The organism is Antarcticibacterium sp. 1MA-6-2 (assembly GCF_021535135.1).
GTDB lineage: Bacteria > Bacteroidota > Bacteroidia > Flavobacteriales > Flavobacteriaceae > Gillisia.
This window is the reverse complement of sequence record NZ_CP091036.1, coordinates 2,380,435-2,406,233: the sequence shown is the minus strand read 5'-3', so window position 1 is coordinate 2,406,233 and position 25,799 is coordinate 2,380,435. Positions and strand designations below refer to the sequence as shown.

The 25,799-nt window shown below is 39.3% G+C and carries 22 protein-coding genes, 2 tRNA genes, 1 rRNA gene and 6 pseudogenes; 25 read left to right on the top strand and 6 right to left on the bottom strand.

Features of this window, described 5'->3' with window-relative positions; all coding sequences use genetic code 11:
- The first annotated feature begins 176 nt into the window (after positions 1-176).
- The 15 genes from rrf (at position 177) to LZ575_RS12200 (ending at position 6,720) form a co-directional block, all read left to right on the top strand.
- A 5S ribosomal RNA gene (gene rrf, locus LZ575_RS12270) occupies positions 177-286 on the top strand.
- Between the two features lie 864 nt (positions 287-1,150).
- Positions 1,151-1,594, top strand: a complete 444-nt coding sequence (locus tag LZ575_RS12265) for a hypothetical protein (RefSeq protein WP_235324853.1) — start codon at positions 1,151-1,153, stop codon at positions 1,592-1,594.
- Between the two features lie 216 nt (positions 1,595-1,810).
- Positions 1,811-2,572 (top strand): hypothetical protein, encoded by a 762-nt coding sequence (locus LZ575_RS12260; RefSeq protein WP_235324852.1) that lies wholly within the window; start codon positions 1,811-1,813, stop codon positions 2,570-2,572.
- A 27-nt stretch (positions 2,573-2,599) separates the two neighbouring features.
- Complete coding sequence (locus LZ575_RS12255) at positions 2,600-2,860, top strand: hypothetical protein (RefSeq protein WP_235324851.1); 261 nt, start codon at positions 2,600-2,602, stop codon at positions 2,858-2,860.
- Positions 2,820-3,050: a hypothetical protein gene (locus tag LZ575_RS12250; protein ID WP_235324850.1), complete on the top strand. Its 231-nt coding sequence runs from the start codon at positions 2,820-2,822 to the stop codon at positions 3,048-3,050. Before LZ575_RS12255 ends, LZ575_RS12250 begins: the two co-directional genes overlap by 41 nt.
- A gap of 210 nt (positions 3,051-3,260) precedes the next feature.
- Entirely contained in the window at positions 3,261-3,452 is a 192-nt protein-coding gene (locus LZ575_RS12245) for a hypothetical protein (RefSeq protein ID WP_235324849.1), read from the top strand.
- Between the two features lie 27 nt (positions 3,453-3,479).
- On the top strand, positions 3,480-3,617 hold the full coding sequence (locus LZ575_RS12240) for a hypothetical protein (RefSeq protein WP_235324848.1): 138 nt from the start codon (positions 3,480-3,482) through the stop codon (positions 3,615-3,617).
- Positions 3,618-3,700: 83 nt separating this feature from the next.
- On the top strand, positions 3,701-3,892 hold the full coding sequence (locus LZ575_RS12235) for a hypothetical protein (protein ID WP_235324847.1): 192 nt from the start codon (positions 3,701-3,703) through the stop codon (positions 3,890-3,892).
- A gap of 27 nt (positions 3,893-3,919) precedes the next feature.
- Complete coding sequence (locus LZ575_RS12230; RefSeq protein WP_235324846.1) at positions 3,920-4,234, top strand: hypothetical protein; 315 nt, start codon at positions 3,920-3,922, stop codon at positions 4,232-4,234.
- Between the two features lie 126 nt (positions 4,235-4,360).
- Positions 4,361-4,621, top strand: a complete 261-nt coding sequence (locus LZ575_RS12225) for a hypothetical protein (protein ID WP_235324845.1) — start codon at positions 4,361-4,363, stop codon at positions 4,619-4,621.
- Complete coding sequence (locus LZ575_RS12220) at positions 4,581-4,841, top strand: hypothetical protein (RefSeq protein WP_235324844.1); 261 nt, start codon at positions 4,581-4,583, stop codon at positions 4,839-4,841. Before LZ575_RS12225 ends, LZ575_RS12220 begins: the two co-directional genes overlap by 41 nt.
- The gene (locus LZ575_RS12215; protein WP_235324844.1) at positions 4,801-5,061 is read left to right on the top strand and encodes a hypothetical protein; all 261 of its coding nucleotides are present in this window, start codon (positions 4,801-4,803) and stop codon (positions 5,059-5,061) included. The genes LZ575_RS12220 and LZ575_RS12215 overlap by 41 nt, the downstream gene beginning before the upstream one ends.
- Positions 5,021-5,281, top strand: a complete 261-nt coding sequence (locus LZ575_RS12210) for a hypothetical protein (protein ID WP_235324843.1) — start codon at positions 5,021-5,023, stop codon at positions 5,279-5,281. The genes LZ575_RS12215 and LZ575_RS12210 overlap by 41 nt, the downstream gene beginning before the upstream one ends.
- Positions 5,241-5,513 (top strand): hypothetical protein, encoded by a 273-nt coding sequence (locus tag LZ575_RS12205; RefSeq protein ID WP_235324842.1) that lies wholly within the window; start codon positions 5,241-5,243, stop codon positions 5,511-5,513. Before LZ575_RS12210 ends, LZ575_RS12205 begins: the two co-directional genes overlap by 41 nt.
- 181 nt (positions 5,514-5,694) lie before the next feature.
- Positions 5,695-6,720, top strand: a complete 1,026-nt coding sequence (locus LZ575_RS12200; protein WP_235324841.1) for a T9SS type A sorting domain-containing protein — start codon at positions 5,695-5,697, stop codon at positions 6,718-6,720.
- Between the two features lie 67 nt (positions 6,721-6,787).
- Here LZ575_RS12200 and LZ575_RS12195 read toward each other — a convergent pair whose 3' ends face one another.
- From LZ575_RS12195 to LZ575_RS12175, 3 genes and pseudogenes are all read right to left on the bottom strand, one after another.
- Entirely contained in the window at positions 6,788-8,248 is a 1,461-nt protein-coding gene (locus tag LZ575_RS12195) for a glutamate synthase subunit beta (protein ID WP_235324840.1), read from the bottom strand.
- 4 nt (positions 8,249-8,252) lie between these two features.
- Positions 8,253-12,781: pseudogene (gene gltB / locus LZ575_RS22580) on the bottom strand (glutamate synthase large subunit).
- 341 nt (positions 12,782-13,122) lie between these two features.
- Positions 13,123-14,266: pseudogene (locus LZ575_RS12175) on the bottom strand (acyl-CoA dehydrogenase).
- 91 nt (positions 14,267-14,357) lie between these two features.
- Between LZ575_RS12175 and LZ575_RS12170 the strand changes: the two are divergent.
- From LZ575_RS12170 to LZ575_RS12135, 8 genes and pseudogenes are all read left to right on the top strand, one after another.
- Positions 14,358-15,422, top strand: a complete 1,065-nt coding sequence (locus tag LZ575_RS12170) for an anhydro-N-acetylmuramic acid kinase (RefSeq protein WP_235324839.1) — start codon at positions 14,358-14,360, stop codon at positions 15,420-15,422.
- Positions 15,423-15,529: 107 nt separating this feature from the next.
- Entirely contained in the window at positions 15,530-16,756 is a 1,227-nt protein-coding gene (locus LZ575_RS12165; RefSeq protein WP_235324838.1) for a Glu/Leu/Phe/Val dehydrogenase dimerization domain-containing protein, read from the top strand.
- A gap of 55 nt (positions 16,757-16,811) precedes the next feature.
- A pseudogene (locus tag LZ575_RS12160) lies at positions 16,812-17,515 on the top strand (MotA/TolQ/ExbB proton channel family protein).
- A 1-nt stretch (position 17,516) separates the two neighbouring features.
- Positions 17,517-17,915 carry a biopolymer transporter ExbD gene (locus tag LZ575_RS12155; protein WP_235324837.1) on the top strand — a complete coding sequence of 133 codons (399 nt, stop codon included), beginning with the start codon at positions 17,517-17,519 and terminating at the stop codon, positions 17,913-17,915.
- A gap of 11 nt (positions 17,916-17,926) precedes the next feature.
- Positions 17,927-18,747 (top strand): annotated as a pseudogene (locus LZ575_RS12150) (energy transducer TonB).
- Positions 18,748-18,777: 30 nt separating this feature from the next.
- Positions 18,778-19,965 carry a folylpolyglutamate synthase/dihydrofolate synthase family protein gene (locus LZ575_RS12145; protein WP_235330724.1) on the top strand — a complete coding sequence of 396 codons (1,188 nt, stop codon included), beginning with the start codon at positions 18,778-18,780 and terminating at the stop codon, positions 19,963-19,965.
- Between the two features lie 69 nt (positions 19,966-20,034).
- Positions 20,035-20,109 (top strand) — tRNA-Val (locus tag LZ575_RS12140).
- Positions 20,110-20,433: 324 nt separating this feature from the next.
- Positions 20,434-20,508: transfer RNA gene (locus tag LZ575_RS12135), tRNA-Val, on the top strand.
- Positions 20,509-20,581: 73 nt separating this feature from the next.
- On the opposite strand, the gene murF is transcribed toward LZ575_RS12135, so the two are convergent.
- The 3 genes from murF to gldJ all read right to left on the bottom strand — a co-directional run bounded on the left by murF (position 20,582) and on the right by gldJ (position 23,664).
- The gene (gene murF / locus LZ575_RS12130; RefSeq protein ID WP_311196108.1) at positions 20,582-21,544 is read right to left on the bottom strand and encodes a UDP-N-acetylmuramoyl-tripeptide--D-alanyl-D-alanine ligase; all 963 of its coding nucleotides are present in this window, start codon (positions 21,542-21,544) and stop codon (positions 20,582-20,584) included.
- Between the two features lie 25 nt (positions 21,545-21,569).
- Positions 21,570-21,863 (bottom strand): Mur ligase domain-containing protein, encoded by a 294-nt coding sequence (locus tag LZ575_RS23690; protein WP_311195765.1) that lies wholly within the window; start codon positions 21,861-21,863, stop codon positions 21,570-21,572.
- A 139-nt stretch (positions 21,864-22,002) separates the two neighbouring features.
- Positions 22,003-23,664, bottom strand: a complete 1,662-nt coding sequence (gene gldJ, locus LZ575_RS12125) for a gliding motility lipoprotein GldJ (protein ID WP_235324836.1) — start codon at positions 23,662-23,664, stop codon at positions 22,003-22,005.
- Positions 23,665-24,016: 352 nt separating this feature from the next.
- On the opposite strand from gldJ, the pseudogene porV reads away from it, so the two are divergent.
- Together porV and cdd are read left to right on the top strand one after the other, a co-directional pair.
- Positions 24,017-25,175 (top strand): annotated as a pseudogene (porV, locus tag LZ575_RS12120) (type IX secretion system outer membrane channel protein PorV).
- A gap of 57 nt (positions 25,176-25,232) precedes the next feature.
- Positions 25,233-25,717: pseudogene (gene cdd / locus LZ575_RS12115) on the top strand (cytidine deaminase).
- The last annotated feature ends 82 nt before the right edge of the window (positions 25,718-25,799 follow it).

Below are 25,799 nucleotides of genomic sequence, written 5' to 3'. Positions count from 1 at the left end.
GGACAGGATAACCTAAAACTCATTTATTCTATTACAATATCATCGTTTTTCTTCTTTTGTTTATTTCCTTATATGTTAACTTATTACCCGCACCGCGGAGTTTACAGTGATACAGTATACAGTCTACAGTTTTTACAACTGAGAACTGACAACTTTAGAACTGCAAACTTACATTTTAAGGTGGCTATAGCAACGGGGCTCACCTCTTCCCTTTCCGAACAGAGAAGTTAAGCCCGTTAGCGCAGATGGTACTGCTGTATTGTGGGAGAGTATGTCGTCGCCTTCTTTTTGAAAACCCTTCATCTAATCGATGAAGGGTTTTTTTGTTTTATAAAATTGCTACTAAGATTATTACAAGGTCTGCTTAAACTGATTAAAGCACTTATCATATGATAGGTGCTTTTTTGTTTAAGCTGGAGGGGAGATAAAGTCACAGAGTGTAAAGCCTTTAAAACAATTGGAGGAAAATGCTGGAAATGCACAATGTGAATTCGGAAATTATCAAATGGACCCAGATGGCGATGGTTGTGCTCTTATTCTTGCTTATATTTTATTAGGATCTCTCCCTCCTCTGGATATTAATTAAGTTGTGTTACTGGGAATTTCACAGGTAAATACTTTTTTACACTCATACCTTGAGTCGTTATTAAGTTTATTGCACACAGTAACTAAATTACCTGGGATATACTTTGCCCGTACAATGAATGTATTCTCTTTTAGAGCAGAATTTATATTAACAATCCTTTATAAATTATAATTTTAAAGTTAGAAAAACATTGGCGTTAACTTTTAATTTTATTGCTTACTTCTTTATACATCAGCCAATTAAAATAATATCTATTCATCTGGGGGTTTTCCCCCTATTTTCTATTTCACGTTTTTTAAACAATATATTATGTTATTTTTATCCTAATAAAGTTCCCTATAACTTTATAGAGAATCTGTAAATCCCACTTTACTGGATGCTCTACATTCCTCCCATTAATTAATTTTTACCCTACTACGGTTCTGTTCACTGCCTTATCCTTCCCCGAAGAGCAGTTTATTTAATTTTTATTAATCTAACCGATCATCATTTTTATTAGCCCATTTCTACCTACGAAGTACCTACGGATGTCTGGTGATTATTAACCACTAAAATTTTATTAATATGGGACTTATTACATCTACGGGGGATTTTCTCTGTATGCATCATTGGGGTGCATTACCTTTTAAGCTAAGGAAAATTGGAGAAAATAAACTACCTGCTTTCTCTTTTCTGATTTTTGTGTTTTTTCTTGCTTCATCTCCTTCCTTTTCTCAGGGGACAGGACCATGTGATGGAACAATGAGGTGGAGCGGGGGTGCTCATTGGAATCTTGATGGCACAATTGACGATAGACCTAACGCACCTCAACCAAATGGGATTATAAGGTGTGGTAGTTCGGCAGAAACTCAGTCAAATATTTTGCCATATAACAATACCGTATATACCCCAGGCGTTTTTGAAATTGATGTGGAAAGCGGTGGAGGCTGTGTAGATCCCAGTACCGGAATACTGGCAGAACCAAAAAATCCAACTCCAGGAGAACTAGGTTATATGGATAAATTTTGATGTGCGGGCATATGCTTAAGCAGTTTTGATATACAAATAAATGACAACGCAGGCGATGATATAGCCTGGGCTCTTTATGTCTCTAATACTCATACTTCAAGCGTTAACAGCAATGGCTTAAGCGGTGACTGTAATGATTTACAGTTAATTCCTGTGTCTTGCGGGGTTGAGAGTTCTAGTACATGGAATTCTATTCCAATTGCAGGTGTTGACTTTTTGGAATCCACTAATTTTTACCTGGCTATCTGGGATCAAGGTGCAGATGGGGAACTTACTGTAAATAATTTCAAAGCAAGATATGGATGTGGAGAACCAGATTTATGCTCGTTGAGTGTAGGAGATCCTGAAGTTTCTTGTGTTGTAGATGGTATTTATAGCGTGACTGTTCCTATTGATGGGGTTAACGCTCAGTACAGCGCTATCGATCTTAATGCTTTAACTATTTCGGAAGATATTTGTCTTGGAAACATTGGTGAAGGCGGAGCTATTTCCGGCTCTTTTGTATTGACATACAACGAAGGCACGAACTATAATATTGATATAGTTGCCTCAGGCGAGCCTACTTTAGAATGTACAGATCCATTTAATCCTACACAATGTACGGGGAATGTACAGGGAACATCTCCGGTAACTACAGTTGTTACTGCTGGTGATGAGTCAGTATGTATTGGTAATACAGTTCAGTTATCTGCTACTCCATCAGGTGGTACCTGGAGTGGTGATAATGTAAGTGCATCAGGATTGTTTGATGCTGCTGGACTAACCGCTGGTCCTTATGAGGTGACCTATACATTTACTGATAATACGGGATGCTCCTTCAATGATGTTGCAACAGTAACTGTAGTTTCCTCACCTGACGCTGATGAGCTTGAGGATGTAACTGCTTGTGATAACTATACGCTGCCTTCCTTAAGTGCTGTAATCAATACTGGACAGGAACCGGAGGTACAGGGACACAATTGTCTGTTGGTGATGTGATCAGTACCGATCAAACGATCTATATCTATGCACTTAGCCACTGCGCCTTGTGTTGCAGATCAATCTGAGTTTGAAGTTGATATCAATGATTCCCCTGAAGCCGATGAGCTTGAGGATGTAACTGCTTGTGATAACTATACGCTGCCTTCCTTAAGTGCCGGTAATCAATACTGGACAGCAACCGGAGGTACAGGGACACAATTGTCTGTTGGAGATGTGATCAGTACTGATCAAACGATCTATATCTATGCACCTAACCACTGCGCCTTGTGTTGCAGATCAATCTGAGTTTGAAGTTGATATCAATGATTCCCCTGAAGCCGATGAGCTTGAGGATGTAACTGCTTGTGATAACTATACGCTGCCTTCCTTAAGTGCCGGTAATCAATACTGGACAGCAACCGGAGGTACAGGGACACAATTGTCTGTTGGAGATATGATCAGTACTGATCAAACGATCTATATCTATGCACTCTAGCCACTGCGCCTTGTGTTGCAGATCAATCTGAGTTTGAAGTTGATATCAATGATTCCCCTGAAGCTGATGAGCTTGAGGATGTAACTGCTTGTGATAGCTATACGCTGCCTTCCTTAAGTTCCGGTAATCAATACTGGACAGGAACCGGAGGTACAGGGACACAATTGTCTGTTGGTGATGTGATCAGCACCGATCAAACGATCTATATCTATGCACTTAGCCACTGCGCCTTGTGTTGCAGATCAATCTGAGTTTGAAGTTGATATCAATGATTCCCCTGAAGCTGATGAGCTTGAGGATGTAACTGCCTGTGATAACTATACGCTGCCTTCCTTAAGTGCTGTAATCAATACTGGACAGCAACCGGAGGTACAGGGACACAATTGTCTGTTGGTGATGTGATCAGTACCGATCAAACGATCTATATCTATGCACTTAGCCACTGCGCCTTGTGTTGCAGATCAATCTGAGTTTGAAGTTGATATCAATGATTCCCCTGAAGCTGATGAGCTTGAGGATGTAACTGCCTGTGATAACTATACGCTGCCTTCCTTAAGTGCCGAGTAATCAATACTGGACAGCAACCGGAGGTACAGGGACACAATTGTCTGTTGGTGATGTGATCAGTACCGATCAAACGATCTATATCTATGCACTCAACCACTGCGCCTTGTGTTGCAGATCAATCTGAGTTTGAAGTTGATATCAATGATTCCCCTGAAGCTGATGAGCTTGAGGATGTAACTGCCTGTGATAACTATACGCTGCCTTCCTTAAGTGCTGTAATCAATACTGGACAGCAACCGGAGGTACAGGGACACAATTGTCTGTTGGTGATGTGATCAGTACCGATCAAACGATCTATATCTATGCACCTAGCCACTGCGCCTTGTGTTGCAGATCAATCTGAGTTTGAAGTTGATATCAATGATTCCCCTGAAGCCGATGAGCTTGAGGATGTAACTGCTTGTGATAACTATACGCTGCCTTCCTTAAGTGCGGGTAATCAATACTGGACAGCAACCGGAGGTACAGGGACACAATTGTCTGTTGGTGATGTGATCAGTACCGATCAAACGATCTATATCTATGCACTTAAGCCACTGCGCCTTGTGTTGCAGATCAATCTGAGTTTGAAGTTGATATCAATGATTCCCCTGAAGCCGATGAGCTTGAGGATGTAACTGCTTGTGATAACTATACGCTGCCTTCCTTAAGTGCTGGTAATCAATACTGGACAGCAACCGGAGGTACAGGGACACAATTGTCTGTTGGTGATGTGATCAGTACCGATCAAACGATCTATATCTATGCACTTAGCCACTGCGCCTTGTGTTGCAGATCAATCTGAGTTTGAAGTTGATATCAATAATTCCCCTGAAGCCGATGAGCTTGAGGATGTAACTGCTTGTGATAACTATACGCTGCCTTCCTTAAGTGCCAGTAATCAATACTGGACAGCAACCGGAGGTACAGGGACACAATTGTCTGTTGGTGATGTGATCAGTACCGATCAAACGATCTATATCTATGCACTTAGCCACTGCGCCTTGTGTTGCAGATCAATCTGAGTTTGAAGTTGATATCAATGATTCCCCTGAAGCTGATGAGCTTGAGGATGTAACTGCCTGTGATAACTATACGCTGCCTTCCTTAAGTGCCGGTAATCAATACTGGACAGCAACCGGAGGTACAGGGACACAATTGTCTGTTGGTGATGTGATCAGTACCGATCAAACGATCTATATCTATGCACTTAGCCACTGCGCCTTGTGTTGCAGATCAATCTGAGTTTGAAGTTGATATCAATGATTCCCCTGAAGCCGATGAGCTTGAGGATGTAACTGCTTGTGATAACTATACGCTGCCTTCCTTAAGTGCGGGTAATCAATACTGGACAGCAACCGGAGGTACAGGGACACAATTGTCTGTTGGTGATGTGATCAGCACCGATCAAACGATCTATATCTATGCACTTAGCCACTGCGCCTTGTGTTGCAGATCAATCTGAGTTTGAAGTTGATATCAATGATTCCCCTGAAGCTGATGAGCTTGAGGATGTAACTGCCTGTGATAACTATACGCTGCCTTCCTTAAGTGCCGGTAATCAATACTGGACAGCAACCGGAGGTACAGGGACACAATTGTCTGTTGGTGATGTGATCAGTACCGATCAAACGATCTATATCTATGCACCTTACCACTGCGCCTTGTGTTGCAGATCAATCTGAGTTTGAAGTTGATATCAATGATTCCCCTGAAGCCGATGAGCTTGAGGATGTAACTGCTTGTGATAACTATACGCTGCCTTCCTTAAGTGCGGGTAATCAATACTGGACAGCAACCGGAGGTACAGGGACACAATTGTCTGTTGGTGATGTGATCAGCACCGATCAAACGATCTATATCTATGCACCTAAGCCACTGTGCCTTGTGTTGCAGATCAATCTGAGTTTGATGTAAAAATTAAGGATAGTGCTGAAGTCCCCGAATATCAAATTACTCAAGCCAATTGTCTTGGTGATGATGGCGGTTTAACATTCATAAATGCAGAAGCTAACCTTTACTATAGTTTAGATGGAGGATCTTTTATCCTCTACACTCTAGTGAAATTCCTCTTGCCGTTGGAGAGTATAAGTTCATAGTGAAATATGGTGTAAACGGTTGTCCTTCCGAAGAATTTATAATAAATATAGGAAAACCCCAGGAAGTCACTGTTCCTCTTCTTTATGAAGTAGAACAACCCGAATGCGAATCTTTGGTTGGTACAATATTTATATTAAACGAAGAAGCTCTAAACTATACAGTTAGAAATACAGGGACAAATTTCACTTTTTATGATAATGTTAGTTATCCTGCCACTGGATTTACAGACTTACCACCAGGAGAATATCTGATAACAGGTATTAGTGAAAATGGTTGTATTTCAGGAAGTGTAGTAATTAGTCTTAATAATCCTGATTGCCAGGTGGCGGAAGGCTGTACTTTAGGTTACTGGAAAAATCATACAGACAGATGGTGTGATGCTTATCAAACCTGTACTGTCTATGGGGAAGTCTTTGAGAATGCACCTTCCGCTCTTGCAGATTTAACACTTCTGGAAGTTCTGAACTTAGGTGGTGGCGGTATTAATAACCTGGGAAGACAATCGGTAGCAGCATTGTTAAACACTTGTAGTAGCGAGGTAGAGTATTACTATACCAACCAGTTGGAGTTAATTGCATATGTAAATAGTAACTTCTCCAGGAGACTAGCTGGTGCAGCAGGAACCTATCTTGATGAATTAAACAATGCCGGATGTCCTTTAGGAGGTACTCAGGCAACATCAGAACCATCAGAAGGATGTGATCCTGATGATTCCGATAATGAAAACAATGGCAGCAATGGAAAGGGAAATAATTCGGTGGCAATTTCAGGCTTCACTGCATATCCTGTTCCCTTTAAAGAAACATTAAATATTCAATATGAGTTTGATTATGTTTCTCCTGCGACCATTCAGTTCTTTGATATGAGAGGCAGGTTATTAAGATCTGTTAAAGAACTTAAAGCAACCCGTGGGGTAATAACCACTATAGAAATTGACTACACAATGAGACCAAGTCAAACCTATATTGTGAAAGTGATTACGAACCGTGAGGTTATAACAAAGCAAATAGTTTCTTCTAAATAGTTTGGTTAATTATTTAAATGAGAAAAGCAGCCTCCAGGGGCTGCTTTTTTTTACTTATTTTTTTAGATTAAGCTGCAGGTAAATCTCCAGTTCCTTTAGTAGGAAGAAAAGATCTTCCCATTAAATATTCATCGACATTTCTTGCTGCTTCCCGGCCTTCAGAAATAGCCCAGACAATTAATGATTGCCCTCGGCGCATGTCTCCGGCAGTAAAAACATTAGGAACGTTGGTTTGATAATTATCGCCTGCTTTTATATTTGTACGGGTGTCAACTTCTAAACCAAGTTTCTGCCCCAGGGTACTTTCAGGTCCGGTAAATCCGAGAGCCAGAAGAACAAGATCGCATGGCCATTCTTTTTCTGTTCCCTCAATCTCCCTTAACTGAAGTCTTCCACTACCTGTATCTACCCATTCCACTTCTATTGTTTTTAAACCTTTAAGATTTCCGTCCTCATCTCTTATAAATTCTCTTGTTGATATACTCCAGTTCCTTTCTACTCCTTCTTTATGAGAAGATGTAGTTTTTAAAGTAAAAGGGTAGTAAGGCCAGGGGCTGGAGCTTGTTCTGTTTTCTGAAGGCATTGGCATAATTTCGAAGTTTGTAACAGATCTTGCTCCATGGCGGTTGGATGTTCCCACACAGTCTGAACCCGTGTCTCCACCCCCAATTACAATAACATTCTTGTCTTTTGCATGAAGTTCCTCAATAGTTTCTGCCAGTCCATCAACTACTTCATTGTTCCTTTTTAGAAAATCCATTGCCTGGACCACTCCTTTTCCTTCCGCTCCGGGAATTGGTAAAGGCCTTCTTTGTGTAGCCCCGCCACACAAGACTATGGCATCAAATTCTTTTAACTTTTCAATGTCGTAGTTCACTCCCACGTTTGTTTCTGTTCTAAATTGAATACCTTCTTCTTCCAGGACCGCCAGGCGACGGTCAATTACCCATTTTTCCAATTTAAAGTCAGGAATTCCATATCGTAGGAGACCACCAATTTTTTTATCTCTTTCAAATACTGTGACCGTATGTCCGGCGCGGTTTAATTGTTGTGCAGCTGCAAGGCGAGCAGGTCCTGATCCAACTACTGCGACAGTTTTTCCTGTTCGAACTTCCGGAGGACAGGCGGTAATCCATCCTTCCAGGAAACCACGTTCAGGAATATATTTTTCAATAAGTTCTATTGCTACAGGTGGTTTAATAATTCCCAGTACACAGGCCGATTCACAAGGTGCGGGGCACAACCTTCCAGTAAATTCAGGAAAATTATTTGTTGAATGTAATATTTGAAGTGCTTTTTTCCAGTCGTTCTTATAAACTGCGTTATTAAAATCTGGAATAAGATTTCCCAGGGGACAGCCACTGTGACAAAACGGGATTCCACAATCCATACAGCGTGCTCCTTGTTCATTTAATTCAGTTGTACTTAATTCCTGAGTGAACTCTTTATAATTCGTTACCCTTTCCTGTACAGCAATGGTCTCTTCTTCTCTTCTTGGATATTTAATAAAGCCTCTTAATTTGTCCATTTCTTTATGCTGTTTTTAGTTCTTTTTCGGCAGTGGCCATTTTTTCTTCTTCTAATAGTTGTAGAGCCTTTTTGTATTCTACCTAGCATTACCTTAATGAATTTTTTCACGTTTTCTTCCCAATCTTCCAAAATGTCTCTCGCAACCTCACTTTGGGTAAATTTTAAATGCTTTTTAACCAGCTTTTTCAATTGATTACTGTCTTCAGAATTTGGCTCCTCAAGACCAATCATTTCCATATTAAAATTATGGCTGTTTATTTTATTATCGGGATCATAGATGTAGGCAATTCCCCCACTCATTCCGGCAGCAAAATTTCTTCCTATGGTGCCAAGGATCACCGCGATCCCCCCTGTCATATATTCACAGCCGTGATCTCCAATTCCTTCAATTACAGCTCTGGCGCCTGAGTTTCTAACGCAAAAGCGTTCTCCTCCAATTCCATTAATGTAAGCTTCTCCTCCGGTAGCTCCATAAAGGGCAACATTTCCTATGATAATATTCTCATTTGATTTAAAAGTTGCTTTTTCAGGTTTTTTTACTGAAAGTATTGCTCCACTTAGTCCTTTTCCGAAGTAGTCATTGGTGTTGCCTTCTACGTTAAGAGTAAGACCTTTAGTGGCAAAAGCTCCAAAACTCTGGCCTGCGGAGCCGCTGAAGTTTAGTGTTAAGGTATGCTTTGGAAGACCCTTGGCCCCGTGGATCTTGGAGATTTCATTACTTATAATTGCTCCGGTTGTACGGTTTATATTAGTAATAGGATATTTAAGAACTATTTTCTCCTTTCTGTAAATAGCCGGATGTGCCTTTTTAAGTATTTGAAAGTCCAGAACATCGTCGAGGCGGTGATCCTGCTTCATAGTACTATATAAAGACATTCCCTCATCAATTTGTGGTTTGTACAAAATATTTGACAAATCTATTCCCTGAGCCTTATAATGACCTATAGCCGTATCCATATTTAGTTTTTGACTTTGGCCAACCATATCATTAATGGTCTTAAATCCGAGATCTGCCATGATCTGGCGGAGCTCCTGTGCAACGAAATACATAAAATTAATTACGTGTTCAGGAGTGCCTTTGAAATTCTTTCGAAGCTCAGGGTCCTGAGTGGCAATTCCTACCGGGCAGGTGTTTAGATGACATGCTCGCATCATGATACAACCTGAAGCAACCAAAGGTGCAGTTGAAAATCCAAATTCTTCTGCTCCTAATAAACAGGCAACAGCAACGTCCCTTCCTGTTTTTAGCTGGCCATCACATTCAACCACTATTCGGCTTCTCAAATCATTAAGCAGTAAAGTTTGTTGTACCTCGGCAATTCCAAGTTCCCATGGAAGACCTAAGCATGCCTTAAAGAGGTGAGGGGAGCAGCTCCCGTACCTCCATCAAAACCTGAGACCAGGACAACATCTGCCTTAGCTTTTGCTACACCAGCTGCTATTGTTCCAACTCCAATTTTTGATACCAGCTTTACATTAATTCGAGCTTCCCTATTTGCATTTTTTAAATCGAAAATTAGTTGCGCTAAATCTTCAATAGAATAAATATCATGATGTGGGGGAGGAGAAATAAGACCTACATAGGGTGTGGAATTTCTGGTTTTTGCAATCTCAGGATTCACCTTGGGGCCGGGCAGGTGCCCACCTTCTCCGGGCTTTGCACCCTGAGCCATTTTTATTTGAATTTCCTGTGCGTTGGTAAGATAATCGATGGAAACTCCAAATCTTCCTGAAGCTACTTGTTTTATAGCAGAATTCCTCCAATTACCATCAGGACTTTTGTGATATCGTCCTTCATCTTCACCACCTTCACCACTATTGCTTTTTCCCTTCATCCTGTTCATCGCAATTGCGAGATTTTCATGCGCTTCTCTGCTTATTGAACCAAATGACATTGCTCCGGTTTTAAACCTTTTAACAACTTCTGTCCAGGGTTCAACTTCTTCAATTGGGATAGGATCAAGGTGCTGAAATTTGAACATCCCGCGGATGGTCATTAAGTTTTTACTTTGATCGTTAATTAATTTTGAATATTCCTCGTAGCTCTTCGGGTTGTTTTGTTTAACAGCTTGCTGAAGTTTGGCAATGCTCGCAGGGTTAAAAAGATGCCTTTCCCCATTCCTTCGCCAGCGATAATCGCCCCCAATTTCAAGATCAATAGGGGTGTGTTCATTTTTTGGACTGAAGGCCTGTTGAATTCTTTTTTGAATTTCTTTTTCTACTTCGTACAATCCTATTCCTTCAATACGTGTTGGGGTATTGCTGAAATATTTATTTACAAATTTCTTATTTAGACCCAGGATCTCGAATATTTGCGCACCACGGTAGGAGTGAAGCGTAGAGATCCCGATCTTATTCATAATTTTTACAATTCCCTTACCTATTGCAGTATTAAAATTCTGTACCGCTACCTCAGGATCTCTTGCATCAATTTCATTTGTCTCTACGAGGTCGTAAATGATCTCATTTACCATATAAGGATTTATTGCACTGGCTCCATAGCCAAATAACAATGCAAAGTGATGTGCCTCGCGTGGTTCAGCAGATTCTATTACTATTCCAAATGAGGAACGCCTTTTGCGCTTTTTAATCATATGATGAACAAAAGAACAGGCTAGAATAGAAGGAATAGGTGCGTGAGAAATATCTACATTTCGATCAGAAAGTATTATAATGTTACAGCCTAAGCATCTACTGCTGTTGTAATTTCATCAATCATTGCGTCAAGACGCTCTTCTAATCCATTCATCCCTTTTGATGCCTCATACAGCATAGAAATGGAAGCTGCTTTAAAGCCCGGTTTTTGAATAGATTTGATCTTATCCAAATCTTCATTTGAAATAACAGGATTTTGAATTCTGAGTTTTCGGGCCTGTTCAGGAATGATGTCAAAAATATTTTTGTCTTCACCTATAGATAAACTAATATCTGTAACAATTTCTTCCCTTATCCCGTCCAGTGGTGGATTTGTAACCTGCGCAAAGAGTTGTTTGAAATAATTAAATAAAAGTTGGGGCTTATCAGAAAGTACCGCTAAGGGTATATCAGATCCCATTGAACCAATTGCTTCTTTAGAAAGTTGAGCCATTGGAGCAATAATGGTATTAATGTCTTCCAGAGTATAACCAAACAGCTTTTGTCGAGTCTTAAAATCTAATTTTTCTACAGGAGTTTTATTTCCCGTGTATGCAACATCTGCCAGAGGTAGTAAATTTTCCTTCAGCCATGTTCCATAAGGTCTTTGAGCTACTATTTTTCTTTTAACCTCTTCGTCTTCAATAATTCTCCCCTCATTCATATCAACGAGGAACATTCTACCCGGTTCGAGACGACCATGCCTTTCTACATTCTCTGGCGCAATCTCAATAACTCCTGTTTCTGAAGCCATTATTACATAGCCGTCTTTTGTTAATGTGTATCGTGAAGGGCGAAGTCCATTTCTATCAAGAAGGGCACCTATATAATTTCCATCTGTAAAGGGAATGGAAGCCGGACCATCCCATGGTTCCATGATACAGGAATTATATTCATAGAAGGCCTTTTTATCTTCGTCCATCATTGGATTTTTTTCCCAGGCTTCAGGTACCATCATCATAATTGCTTCGGGTAAAGAGCGACCAGTGTGAAGAAGTAATTCGAGGACTGTATCCATAGATGCTGAATCAGATTTTCCTTCGGCAGTAATTGGAGTTATCTCCTTTACATAATCTCCAATTAAATCACTTTTAAAAAGCTCCTCTCTGGCTTTCATTCTGCTTAAATTCCCTCGCAAGGTGTTGATTTCACCATTGTGGCACATATATCTAAATGGTTGAGCCAAATCCCAACTTGGAAAAGTATTAGTTGAAAATCGTTGGTGGACCAGGGCCAGTTTAGTTACCAGGTCTGGATCATCAAGATCTTTGTAATAGATATTAATATCTTCTGGCATAAGAAGGCCTTTGTATATTAAAGTGCTGGTAGATAAACTGGGAACATAAAAGTAATGTGATTCTGATAGTTCAGTATTTTCAATTTTATGTTCGGCTATTTTACGGGAAACAAATAGCCTCGCATCAAACTCTGTAGATGTAATATCTTCTCCTTTGCCAATAAAAATTTGTTGCACATTAGGTTCAGTCAATGCTGCGATACTTCCCAGGCAGGTGTGATCTACGGGAACTTCCCTCCAACCCAGGATCTTTAATCCCTGCCGAAGAATTTGTTCTTCAAAGATGTTCTTTACAATTCTTTGCTGATTAGCTGAAGGAGGTAGAAAAACCATTCCTACTGCATACTCCTTACGCTCCGGAAGGTCGAAATTGCAAACTTTCTTAAAAAAAGTGTGGGGAATTTCTATTAATATTCCGGCTCCATCTCCTGTTCTTCCATCGGCACTTACCGCTCCCCGATGTTCTAACCGCACCAGGATGTCCAGTGCTTTATGTATAATGTCGTTTGTTCTTTCTCCTTTAAGGTTGCAAATAAATCCTGCTCCACAATTATCGCTTTCAAATTCCGGATGATATAGCCCCTGCTGCTTTGGTTTCATAAACTCATGTATTATGTGATATTTACAAAAATATATGATTTAATGCATATTGTAATGATAAAACACCTATTTTCTGATAAAAATGTATTAAACGGAATTAAATGAGTATTTTTTATTAAATTCGGAATGAGGACAAAGCCTCATTATCAAATCCTGAATATTTGGCGTGAAACGAGAAAGGGTTTTGAGATATCTTTTAAAAATCTAATTTTAAAACATTTTTTGCTGCACCCCCTATATTAATAGGGGTACATTATTAAAAACCTCAAATTTTCTAATATAATCTCATAAAAAAACAGCCTATAAAGGCTGTTTATATATATTGTAAAAATTTTTACCCCCTATTTCTTTAAAATGCTTCGGGAGATTACTATTTTCTGTATTTCTGAAGTTCCTTCATAAATTTGCGTAATTTTTGCATCTCTCATCAATCTTTCTACGTGATAATCTTTTACATATCCGTTTCCACCATGGACCTGAACTGCTTCCACGGTTACATCCATAGCTACTTTAGATGCATATAATTTAGCCATTGCGCCAGATAGATCATAATTGTCTGCATTGTCTTTATCTACAGCCGCTTTCATAACGAGCATTCTTGCTGCTTCTATTGATACGTGCATGTCAGCAAGTTTAAATGCGATGGCCTGGTGATTACATATTTCTGTACCAAATGCTTTTCTCACTTTAGAATACTCCAATGCCAGTTCATAAGCACTTAGCAGCTATTCCCAAAGCCTGTGCGGCAATTCCTATTCTTCCCCCGGCTAAAGTCTTCATTGCAAACTTAAATCCGAAACCATCTTCACCAATCCTGTTCTCTTTTGGGATTTTTACATCATTAAAAATTAAAGAGTGGGTATCGCTTCCTCTAATTCCCAATTTGTTTTCTTTTGGTCCTATCTCAAAACCCTGCCAATTTTTTTCTACAATAAAAGCGTTTATACCTTTATGTTTTTTCTCCCGGTGTGTTTGCGCAATTACTAAATAGTAATCGGCAGATTTTCCATTGGTGATCCAGTTTTTAGTTCCGTTAAGAACGTAATGGTCACCTTTATCCAGTGCGGTGGTTTTTTGTGAAGTAGCATCACTCCCTGCTTCAGGTTCAGAAAGACAAAAGGCTCCCAGTTTTTCACCCGTAGTTAGTTTGGACAAATATTTTGACTTTTGTTCCTCATTTCCAAAAGTGTCAAGCCCCCAACAAACCAGGGAATTATTAACCGACATAACTACTGATGCTGAAGCATCTATTTTTGAAATTTCTTCCATCGCGAGAACATATGAGACAGTATCCATTCCACCTCCTCCATATTCCGGTGAAGCCATCATTCCAAGAAATCCCAGTTCTCCCATTTTTTTCACCTGCTCCATTGGGAATTCCTGCTTATCGTCCCTTTCAATTACCCCCGGCAGCAATTCGCTTTTGGCAAAATCCCGGGCGGCATCACGAATCATTATATGTTCTTCAGTAAGTTTAAAATCCATCTGATCGATATTATTAAATCAAAAATTTTTTCAGAACAAAGGTAGTTTTTTGATGCCTATAATTCAATTCAGAATAGCTATTTTTACGAATATGAAAAAATTTAGCTATAAAGTACTGGGAGTAATGTCCGGCACTTCCCTTGATGGAATAGATCTGGCTGTAGTGAATTTTACAAAGGAAGATAGCTGGAAATTTGAAATTGAAGATGCTGAAACTATCCCTTATCCTGTGGAGTGGAAAGATCAACTTTCGCGTGCAATTGAGTATGGAGAGGACTTGCTAAATAATTTAAATGAAGAATATACAAGGTATCTTGCCAGTATAATTTCCACCTATTTAAAAAAGAGATCTATTTATGGTCTTGATGCAATTTGTAGCCATGGGCATACTATAAAACATGAACCACAAAATATGTACACGCTCCAAATTGGGAATTTGCCTTTGTTGGCACAACTGCTACAGCATAAAATTGTTTGTGACTTCAGGGTTCAGGATGTACAATTAGGCGGTCAGGGGGCTCCTTTGGTTCCAATAGGAGATCAATTGCTGTTTTCTCAATATAAATATTGTTTAAATCTTGGCGGTTTTGCTAATATATCTACGGAAAGAGGGAATAGCAGGATAGCTTATGATGTTGCTCCCGTAAACACCGTTCTAAATTATTATGCCGAAAAGTTGGGGCATTTCTATGACGCCGGGGGGCAAATTGCTTCTTCGGGAAAATTAATAGATGATCTTTTTATCCAGCTGGGGGCATTGCCTTTCTATAACCAGGATCCACCAAAATCCTTGGGAATAGAATGGGTTAATGCTGAAATTCTTCCGTTGCTAAGGAACTATGAAAGCGACGTGCCTTCTATTTTAAATACCTTCTGCCAGCATGTAGCTTCTCAAATAACCAGAGTCCTGGATAACTCTGAGGATTCAGAAATCCTCATTACAGGAGGAGGTTCTTATAATACTTTCCTCCTTCAGCAGATTAAAGCAAGGACCAAAAACAGGATTATAGTACCTACAGATGAAATTGTCAATTTTAAAGAAGCTCTCATATTCGGACTTTTAGGTGTGCTGAAATTAAGAGGTGAAATAAACGTTTTAAGTAGCGTAACAGGGGCAGAAAGAGACCATAGTTCCGGTGTTATTTTTGAACCCTAAAATTTGCTCTTTTTAAACTATGGGGCTCATTTGTTTTTTATATTTGCTCAGCGTTAGCTAAAGCAGCATACCAACCGTTTTTGCACCCCGGAAAATTTAAATAAAAAATGAAGGATTTACTTAATTTATATGAAAATAAAGCACCCGAAATTGTCTTTAACTGGAAAGATCCCGAAACTAATGCTGAAGGCTGGGTGGTGATAAATTCCCTTAGAGGTGGCGCAGCAGGTGGAGGTACGAGGATGAGAAAGGGGCTGGATATGAATGAAGTGCTTTCTTTGGCAAAAACGATGGAAGTAAAATTTACTGTCTCAGGCCCTGCAATTGGCGGTGCAAAGTCAGGCATTGATTTTGACCCAAATGACCCCCGTAAAAAAGGAGTTCTGGAAAGATGGTACAAAGCAGTATCTCCATTGCTTAAAAGTTATTATGGTACTGGTGGAGATTTAAATGTGGATGAAATTCATGAAGTCATTCCTATAACTGAAGATTGCGGAGTTTGGCATCCTCAGGAAGGAGTTTTTTCAGGGCATTTTCACCCAACGGAAGCAGATAAAATAAACCGGATTGGACAACTTAGACAGGGAGTAATTAAAGTGCTGGAAAATTCCAGGTTCTCGCCCGATGTGACCCGAAAGTATACTGTGGCAGATATGATAACAGGGTATGGAGTGGCTGAAGCCGTTCTACATTACTACGGTATCTATGGCGGGGACGTAAAAGGAAAGAGAGCAATAGTTCAGGGATTTGGTAATGTAGGATCTGCCGCAGCTTTTTACCTCTCGAAAATGGGAGTAAAGATCATTGGGATTATAGATAGGGTAGGAGGTCTTATTAAAGAAGATGGTTATTCGTTTGAAGAGATTAAGCAGCTGTTTTTAAACAAAAACGGAAATTCCTTAAAAGATTCCAATCTTATTCCTTTTGAAGAAATTAATGAGAAAATCTGGAAATTAAATGCAGAAATTTTTGCACCTTGTGCTGCCTCAAGACTGGTTACAAAAGAGCAGGTGGAGCAATTGATTGGCGGCGGACTGGAAGTGATAAGTTCCGGAGCGAATGTTCCTTTTGCCGACAAGGAAATATTTTTTGGCCCTATTATGGAATTTGCAGATGAACGCGTAAGTGTAATTCCTGATTTTATTGCGAATTGTGGAATGGCCAGGGTGTTTGCCTATTTTATGGAACGTAGGGTGCAAATGACTGATGAAGCAATTTTTAATGATACTTCCATTACTATTAAGAGTGCAATAAAGAGCACCTTTGACCATAATAGTTCCAAAAAGGACATAAGTAGGACTGCTTTTGAACTGGCTCTAAAACAATTGGTGTAAAACTTTACAATTAATAACACAATCTCACGTTACATTACAAAACCTTACATTTTTTATGCTATACTTTTTTCAGCAAGATGACCTGGCTCTGGGAGCCCAAGAGGTAGAACTTAGTCGTAGAAGAGAAAACCCTTTCATTATTTGATTTAATGTTGAGTGGTGGACTGGGTGGTCAAATAATAATTGCCATTCTTTTCGTATTATTATTCGTGGCAGTATATATCTATTTTGAACGTTTATTCGCAATTAAAGCTGCTACCCAGGTAGATCAAAATTTTATGTTGCAAATAAAAGATAGTGTTCTTAACGGGAATATCGAATCTGCCAAAATAAGATGTGCCCAAACCAATTCACTAAGTGGCACGTTTAACCGAAAAGGGTATATCCAGGATTGGGAGCCCACTTGAAGATATAAATACAGCTATTGAAAATGCTTAGAGACTGGAAGTTTATAAATTGGAGAAAAATGTAAGTATCCTTGCAACAATTGCGGGAGCTGCACCAATGATTGGTTTCCTGGGAACAGTAATTGGTATGGTATTGGCATTCCACGAGTTGGCTACAAGTAGTGGCCAGGCAGAAATGGGATCTCTTGCTGAAGGTATTTATACCGCGATGACCACAACAGTTGCCGGGTTAATTGTGGGTATTATAGCTTATATAGGTTATAACCATTTAGTTGTGAAAACAGATAAAGTGGTACATCAAATGGAGGCTACTGCTGTAGATTTCCTTGACCTGCTAAACGAGCCTGCATAATATGAACTTAAGAAGTAGAAATAAAGTAAGTGCAGATTTTAGTATGAGTTCAATGACAGATATTGTTTTCCTGTTATTGATCTTTTTCATGCTTACCTCACTAGTAATTACTCCCGAAGCTCTGGATCTTATTTTACCCAAGGCTAAAGGTAAAACTACCAATGTCCAATCTATATCTGTAAGTATTACTAAAGATCTTCAGGTTTATATTGATAGCGACAGGGTGAGTAATGCTGCCCTTGAGAGTACGTTGAAGCAAAGACTGGCAGGGGAAGAAGATCCGACTATTATTTTAAGGGCTGAAGAAGGTGTGCCTATTGAAAAAGCTGTTAATGTAATGGACATTGCAAACAGAAATAAATATAAAATTGTATTGGCTGTAAAGCCAGATCAAGACTAAATAATATATAAGTGAGTTTTTTAAACACCAAACACGAGAAAAAGTCTTTTACCATCACGGTAGTGCTGCACGTGTTGCTTATATTATTGTTATTGTTCTTCGGGATGACATATCTTGACCCACCACCAGAAAGTGGCATTGCAATCAATTTTGGAACATCCGATGTTGGCTCAGGGGATGTTCAACCTACCGAGCTAGTAAAATCTGCTCCCCAGCAAACAACTGCGCCACAGGTTTCACAACCCAAACCTGTTGTAGAAGAAGTGGTTACCCAGGAAACTGTTGAAGCTCCTGTTGTTGAAAAGAAAGCAGAAAAAAAACCGAGTAGTACAGGAAAAAGTTGTGGAGCCCAAACCTAGTTCCTCCTGCAAAAAAACCAGATCCCACTCCTGAGAAATCTACCACAGATGCATTAAGTAGCATCCTTAATGGTCCTAAAAGCGATGGGACAGCAACGGGGGGAGAAGGAAATGATCAGGCTGCCGGAGATAAAGGTAGCCGGGATGGTGATCCCAATGCCAGTGCATATTATGGGAACGGCCTTGGCCTTGATGGGGATGGAAATTACCGCCTGGGTGGCCGTAGAGCATTAAACAAGGAGAAATTTGTACAGGATTGCAATGAATCGGGAATTGTTGTTGTTCAAATTGAGGTTAATCAAAATGGGCAGGTAACTAAAGCAACTCCCGGGGTAAAGGGAACTACCAACAATGCAGCCTGTTTGACAGATCCCGCGCGTCGTGCTGCTCTTGCAACCCGGTTTAACAGCGATTCAAAAGCTCCATCCAAACAAGTGGGTACTATAGTTTACAACTTCAAATTATCTGAATAAGTGTTCAATTATTCTCAAACTGTTGAGTGGATGTTTCAACAGTTGCCCATGTATCAGCGCATTGGAGCTGATGCTTTTAAAAAAGATCTTACCAACATTCTAAAATTTTCTGAAGCTATAGGTTCTCCCGATAAGAAATTTAGATCTATTCACGTGGCCGGAACAAATGGTAAGGGTTCTACAAGCCATATGTTAGCTTCTATTCTGCAGGAATCGGGCTATAAGGTTGGCTTATATACCTCACCTCATTTAAAAGATTATAGAGAAAGAATTAAAATTAATGGCTGCAATATTCCTGAAGAGGATGTAGTTGCTTTCATTACGCGGAATAAGGTGTTTTTAGAGGCTCATAAGCTTTCTTTTTTTGAAATGAGTGTAGGAATGGCCTTTGATCATTTCGCTGCGATGGGGGTAGATATTGCAGTGGTAGAGGTAGGTCTCGGGGGAAGGTTAGATTCTACTAATATAATAACTCCCGTTCTTTCGTTAATTACGAATATAGGTTTTGATCATACTCAAATGTTGGGTAATACTCTTCCGGAAATTGCAGGGGAAAAAGCTGGTATAATAAAACCTAAAATTCCGGTTGTAATTAGTGAGAAGCAAATTGAAACCGAACCTGTTTTTCGCTCTATAGCTAAGAGAAATGATTCTCCTATCACTTTTGCTGAAGATCAGCCTTCTGCCTCATATAATTCAGACCTTAAAGGAAATTATCAGAAAAAGAACATTCAGGCTGTTGTGACGGCAATAAGAACATTGTCTAAAGATTTTTCTGTTTCAGAAGAAAACATAAGAACAGGTTTGCTGAATGTCAAGAAAAATACGGGTCTTAGAGGCAGGTGGGATGTTTTACAAGAATCTCCGAAAGTAATTTGTGATACAGCTCATAATGCTGAAGGTTTACAATGGGTAATGAATCAACTTAAGGAGGAGGAATATGTTCTTCTTCATATCGTGATGGGAGTTGTAAATGATAAAGACCTGGAAAAAATTTTGCCGTTGTTCAGTAATGAGGCAAAATATTATTTCTGCAAGCCAGATGTTCCAAGAGGAATGGAAGCAGCGGTTTTAGCTGAAAAAGCTTCGAATTTTGGGTTGAAAGGAGAAGTATATTCTTCAGTATCAAAAGCATATGAGACGGCACTTAAGATAGCTTCTTCAAGCGATCTTATCTTTGTTGGAGGTAGTACTTTTACGGTTGCTGAAATAATTTAATTTTTTTCGAAAATAAGTTTGTGGAATTCAAAAAGTGCTCTATATTTGCATCCGCAATCAAGAGATAGCGGGCAATTAGCTCAGTTGGTTCAGAGCACCTCGTTTACACCGAGGGGGTCGGGGGTTCGAATCCCTCATTGCCCACGAAAGAAAAAGCTTCCAGAAATGGAGGCTTTTTTTATGCAAAAAAGTTTGGGATCTGGATTTTGGAGGGATCAAGCATGAATGTTGTGGACTAAGCAAAAATATTAGTTAATCTGAATAGGAAGAATTCAATATTTTTCACACCTCTTGAGCTCTTTATTGTTACATTAAATGAGTCTGCTGATGGATTTGGAATTCTTCTCAAAAAATAGTTTAAGACTGACCTAATTTAATTGAATTATACATCATCTAAAATTGATTTTCAATTGAAAGTTTTTTTAATGTGAAATGTCAAAAGTTTTGATATTTTTGTCTTCCAATTACGGGTGATTAGCTCAGCTGGTTCAGAGCACTACCTCGACAAGGTAGGGGTCACTGGTTCGAACCCAGTATCACCCACAAAAAAAGCTTCCATTGACGGAAGCTTTTTTTATTTAACGTGATTTTATTCCTCTTAGGGAGAGGTCGAAAATTACTTTATAAAGTCTACAATCCTTTCCAAAGCCATTCCCCTGGATCCCTTAATCAGAATAAAGGTATTGGTTAAATCTTTTGTTATTATCTCTGATTTCAGCTCCTCAAAAGATTCAAACTTGCTTATGTTTTCTGCTGAAGTTTGGGTACGGTAAAAATTTTTTCCAGTTAAGAATATATCTTTAAAACCGGATCTTTCCAGATGATTTACAATAGCCTGATGCTCCTTTTCCGAGTCTTTTCCTAATTCGAACATATCACCAAGTATTACTGCTTTATTTTTAGCCGGATGTTTAGAAAAGCTTTCAAGAGCAGCCATCATACTTGTGGGGTTGGCATTATAAGCATCCATAATTAAGGTGATATTGCCAATTCGAAGAATTTGAGATCTGTTGTTCTGCGGCGAATAGGCGGCAATAGCTTTTTGAATATGTTCAGGCGCAATTTTAAAATAGGTACCTATGCAGATAGCGGCTGCAATATTTATGGCATTATAGCTGCCTGTAAGAAGGCTGTTATAAGTAACTTTTTCACTCTCAACCCCGGCATTCTCACTGCAGGAAGGATACTCGACTCTCACATCTGCCAGTTCACTTTGACCAAACGAAAAAACTTTCTTATACGTAAGTTGTTTTTTCTGAACTTCGTCATCGGCATTAAGAAAGAGCAATTTTTGATTTTCTTTCAGGTAGTCATAGAGTTCACTCTTGGCTTTGATAACTCCTTCTACGCTTCCAAATCCTTCAAGATGTGCTTTCCCGAAATTGGTTATGTAGCCAAAATCGGGTTGGGCTATTTCGCACAAAGTTTTAATCTCCAGGGGATGATTTGCTCCCATTTCAACAATTCCGAATTCTGTATTCTCGTTCAGGGAAAGTAAGGTAAGTGGTACTCCAATATGATTGTTTAGGTTTCCTTTTGTAGCGATAGTATTGAACTTCTTTTTAAGAACGGCGTGAATTAACTCCTTACTCGTCGTTTTTCCGTTACTGCTTAATGGCCAGGATAGGTAAGTTGAGCTGTTTCCTGTGGTAAGTTGCCAGGTCCTGTAGGGTTTTTAGAACATTATCTACAAGAATATATTCTTTATCCTTAGCAAATTCTTCCTCGTCAATTATTGCATAAGAAGCGCCTTTTTGAAGTGCTTGAGAAGCAAAAGAGTTTCCATTAAAATTATCTCCTTTTAATGCGAAAAAAAGCTGGTTGGTCCTAATGCTTCTTGTGTCTGTTGCTACCCCGGTGCTTTCCAGGAATAAGCGGTGAAGTTGTTCAATGTTCATTAAATAAAAATATTAAAAAGAAACGGTTTAAAAAGTTCACTTCGTTTCTAAAGGAGTGGAAATTACCTTTATTGCTGAAATTCAGCTAAACGAAATATTCTTTTTAAACCGTCTATAGGTTAAACAGAAAAACTAAATCCTAATTGTGTCTTGCTGTTTTATTTTCTTCTTTTGACTTAGACCCAACTCTGGACATAGCATTTCTAAATCCAATATAATCTGTAGCCATATCCTGCGGGAAGTATCTTCTTTGAGCCGGATCCAACCAGTATGCACGGTCTCTCCATGATCCCCCTTTATATACTCTAACTTCATCACTTACTAAAGTAGTACGTTTTGCAGCATCATATTCTGGTTTTACATTCCCTGTGCTATCTGTTGCAACTCCATATTGAGGAGAGTTGTACATTCTCTTTCCAGGGCTTTCTATATCCTGAAATGGTGCATAATACCGGGTAGAACTTTTGTCTCCGTCACGGAAATTCCTGTTATCACTGGAATCAAAATTGGTTCTCATATAGGTGTCAGATTCTGTAATAGCTTCCTGTACAATTTGTCCGGGTAATTCTCGTGCTACTATTCTACCGCTGCTTAAAGTGTCATAGACTACTCCGTCTGGAGCTACAATTTTTACAGTTCCGTCTTCACTAATAGCATTCTTGGTATAGACATTCCCTCTATAGTAGTTAAAGTCATTAAACTCATCATCTACAATAGGTCGGTAAACATCGGCAACCCATTCAGCCACGTTTCCGGCCATATCATAAAGTCCAAAATCATTAGGCTCATAAGTTTTTACTTCAGCAGTAATATCTGCTCCGTCATCACTCCATCCTGCGATACCGCCATAATCTCCTGCTCCCTGCTTAAAGTTTGCAAGTTGATCTCCCATTCTTCTTGTGTCCCCAGATCTTGTGTACTGTCCATCCCATGGATATTTTTTACGTCCTCTGTAAACATTATAACTTCTGATTCCAACAAGACCAAGTGCAGCATATTCCCACTCTGCTTCGGTAGGTAATCTATATTCCGGACTTAATACTCCGTCCTTACGCTGAACATATATATTTTTTGCTTCCCCGCCATCAACAGGTGTAGTTCCAAAATCATCGGCCTTATTTCCTCCACGAAGCATTTCTTCACTTCCTCCATAAGTTTGGCTGGGGGCATTTAAATAAGTTTCTGTATCAAAAGTGGAAGCTGCATCAACATTAAAGCGAGCACCTTCCTGTGTTATTCCTTCTCTTTCCAGAATTAATTCATTAACCCTGTTGGTTCTCCATTTACTAAATTCAACCGCCTGTATCCAGTTCACTCCTACTACCGGGTAATTGGCATAAGCCGGGTGACGTAAATAATTCATTACCATAGTTTCATTAAAACCTAAACGGTTTCGCCAAACTAAAGTATCGGGTACTGCTCCATTGTATATGTTCCGGTAATTTTCTTCACTTGGAGGAAACACACTTTTCAACCAGTCCAGGTACTCCATGTACATAAGGTTAGTAACCTCTGTTTCATCCATATAAAAGGACTGAACGTGCTGTTGTGTAGGAGTGTTGTTCCAATCGTGCATAACATCATCCTGAACTCTACCCATGGTAAAAGTTCCTCCTTCTACGAAGACAAGTCCTGGAGCGGTTTCCTGCTCTTTGTAATCGGTCTTGTACTGGAAACCTCCATCCTTGGAATTTATATCCCAACCTGTAGCCCGCGAACTGTCTTTGTTGGAATTACAACTGAAAAGACTAGCGGCTAAAGCGATAGTAAAAAGTGATTTAAAGGCTACATTAGTCCTCATATTTTTATTCTCTTTATGTAGTAATTTAGGCCTTGCAATATAGTAATTAACGGCAAAAATACAAGATTATTTTACAGGATGCAAAATCCTCTAAATCCCTAGTTTTCTTGAGGGTAAATCTGGAAGAATTTATAGGCCAGGGCTGGTTAAAATACCAGATATCCCTCCTTGCTGGTTTAAATTATTTTAGACTTCCCGGGAAAGCTGGAACCCATACAATATATAGGTATCTAAGGAGTTATAAATAAATAGGTAAAATTAGGAGGTTTCTTTAGAGATATGATACAATTTCGTTTGATGGCTCTTCTCTAACAAGAATAAAAAATTATATTTGTTTAATACTATATACGTGATGAAAAAAATTACGATTCTGGTTTTGGGATTTGTCTTGTTTTCTAATTTTGAGGGATTCTCTCAGGATGAGAGGGATAGAGTGATAACTACTGCTGTTCCATTCCTTATTATTGCTGCCGATGCCCGGGCCGCCGGAATGGGGGACCAGGGTGTGGCTACTTCACCCGATGCTTTTTCTCAACAGTGGAATCCTGCCAAGTTTGCTTTTTCAGAGAGCCAGCAGGGGGTGGGAATTTCCTATACACCTTATTTAAGTAATATTGTCAATGATATTTTTCTTGGGAATTTTACTTATTTCAACAGGCTGGATGAGAGGAGTGCGGTTGCTGCAAGTTTAAGATACTTTAGTCTTGGGTCTATTGAAACTCAGGGCGGTTTTGAAGAAGTGCCACTTTTATTAAGCCCGAATGAAATGACTTTGGACCTTTCCTACGCATTAAGATTAAGCGATAATTTTTCTATGGCTGTGGCGGGAAGGTATTTAAGGTCTGATCTAAAGCTTGCTGTGAATAGTGAAGATGCTACTGCAGCCTCTACGTTTGGAGTTGACGTGGCAGCTTTTTATCAAACCGAATCAATTGTGTTTTCTAATTTTGATGGAAGATTTCGGGCGGGTGCCAATATTTCCAATATTGGTCCTAAAATAAAGTATGACGATGTAGGGCAGGAAAACTTCATCCCCACCAATCTAAAAGCAGGTGCCGGATTTGATTTTATTTTTGATGCAGATAATAGACTGGGTACTTATGTAGAGTTTAATAAACTTCTGGTGCCTACTCCGCAGGATTTTAATGGAGATGGGGAAATTAACAGTGCAGATGAAGAAGAATATAATAATATAGGAGCTATTTCTGGTATCTTTAAATCTTTTGGAGATGCTCCCGGTGGTTTTGGTGAAGAACTTCGGGAGGTGACCTGGTCTTTGGGAGCTGAATACTTTTTTAGGGAAGCATTTGCGCTGAGAACTGGTTACTTTAATGAGAGTGATACTAAAGGTTCCCGAAAATTTGTGGCTTTAGGTGCAGGCTTTAAATATGCGCTTAGTGATTATAGATATTTCATATCTCTTTTCAACTTCTGATGTGGTGAGCCCTTTAGAAGGAACTTTAAGGTTTGGACTCACTTTTAATTTTGGGGAACAATATTCTTCTTATTAATACTAAGCTCATCTTAATTTTATAGTGAATAGCCTTTTTACATAATAAATTTATTATTTGAAGTCTCTAGAAATTACTTCCACTTTTGAAATCTACGATTCCTTTGATGAACTGCACGGGGATGTGCAGGATTTGATGAATACCGCCATTGAAGCGCGTAATGCCGCTTATGCGCCGTATTCCAAATTTAAAGTAGGAGCTGCTTTACTCATAGAAAGTGGTGAAGTTGTAATAGGCAGTAATCAGGAGAATGCTTCCTATCCTTCAGGATTGTGTGCAGAGCGTACTGCAATATATTATGCCGGAGCACGATATCCGGAGGAAAAGATTTTAAGGATGGCGATTTCAGCTAAATCCCTAAACCATCGGGTTGTTACTCCCATACCACCTTGTGGAGCCTGCTTAAGCAGGCTATTGCAGAATACGAAGTGAAACAGGAAAGCCCAATAGAATTATTTTTTATGGGTGAAACAGGGAAGGTTATTAAGGCAAATTCCCTAAAAGAACTACTTCCACTTATCTTTGATAACTCTTATCTTTAAGAAATCTTTCTTTTTAGTTGTAAAACTGTTTTCCATTCTTTTTGAAAATAGTATTTTTGTTATCCGTCAGCCAAAATCCACG

Coding starts and splice junctions, on each gene's coding strand:
- LZ575_RS12265 (WP_235324853.1), top strand. CDS start 1,151: ATGGGACTTATTACATCTACGGGGGATTTTCTCTGTATGCATCATTGG.
- LZ575_RS12255 (WP_235324851.1), top strand. CDS start 2,600: ATGCACTTAGCCACTGCGCCTTGTGTTGCAGATCAATCTGAGTTTGAA.
- LZ575_RS12250 (WP_235324850.1), top strand. CDS start 2,820: ATGCACCTAACCACTGCGCCTTGTGTTGCAGATCAATCTGAGTTTGAA.
- LZ575_RS12245 (WP_235324849.1), top strand. CDS start 3,261: ATGCACTTAGCCACTGCGCCTTGTGTTGCAGATCAATCTGAGTTTGAA.
- LZ575_RS12240 (WP_235324848.1), top strand. CDS start 3,480: ATGCACTTAGCCACTGCGCCTTGTGTTGCAGATCAATCTGAGTTTGAA.
- LZ575_RS12235 (WP_235324847.1), top strand. CDS start 3,701: ATGCACTCAACCACTGCGCCTTGTGTTGCAGATCAATCTGAGTTTGAA.
- LZ575_RS12230 (WP_235324846.1), top strand. CDS start 3,920: ATGCACCTAGCCACTGCGCCTTGTGTTGCAGATCAATCTGAGTTTGAA.
- LZ575_RS12225 (WP_235324845.1), top strand. CDS start 4,361: ATGCACTTAGCCACTGCGCCTTGTGTTGCAGATCAATCTGAGTTTGAA.
- LZ575_RS12220 (WP_235324844.1), top strand. CDS start 4,581: ATGCACTTAGCCACTGCGCCTTGTGTTGCAGATCAATCTGAGTTTGAA.
- LZ575_RS12215 (WP_235324844.1), top strand. CDS start 4,801: ATGCACTTAGCCACTGCGCCTTGTGTTGCAGATCAATCTGAGTTTGAA.
- LZ575_RS12210 (WP_235324843.1), top strand. CDS start 5,021: ATGCACTTAGCCACTGCGCCTTGTGTTGCAGATCAATCTGAGTTTGAA.
- LZ575_RS12205 (WP_235324842.1), top strand. CDS start 5,241: ATGCACCTTACCACTGCGCCTTGTGTTGCAGATCAATCTGAGTTTGAA.
- LZ575_RS12195 (WP_235324840.1), bottom strand. CDS start 8,248: ATGGACAAATTAAGAGGCTTTATTAAATATCCAAGAAGAGAAGAAGAG.
- LZ575_RS12170 (WP_235324839.1), top strand. CDS start 14,358: ATGAAAAAATTTAGCTATAAAGTACTGGGAGTAATGTCCGGCACTTCC.
- LZ575_RS12165 (WP_235324838.1), top strand. CDS start 15,530: ATGAAGGATTTACTTAATTTATATGAAAATAAAGCACCCGAAATTGTC.
- LZ575_RS12155 (WP_235324837.1), top strand. CDS start 17,517: ATGAACTTAAGAAGTAGAAATAAAGTAAGTGCAGATTTTAGTATGAGT.
- LZ575_RS12145 (WP_235330724.1), top strand. CDS start 18,778: ATGTTTCAACAGTTGCCCATGTATCAGCGCATTGGAGCTGATGCTTTT.
- LZ575_RS23690 (WP_311195765.1), bottom strand. CDS start 21,863: ATGAACATTGAACAACTTCACCGCTTATTCCTGGAAAGCACCGGGGTA.
- gldJ (WP_235324836.1), bottom strand. CDS start 23,664: ATGAGGACTAATGTAGCCTTTAAATCACTTTTTACTATCGCTTTAGCC.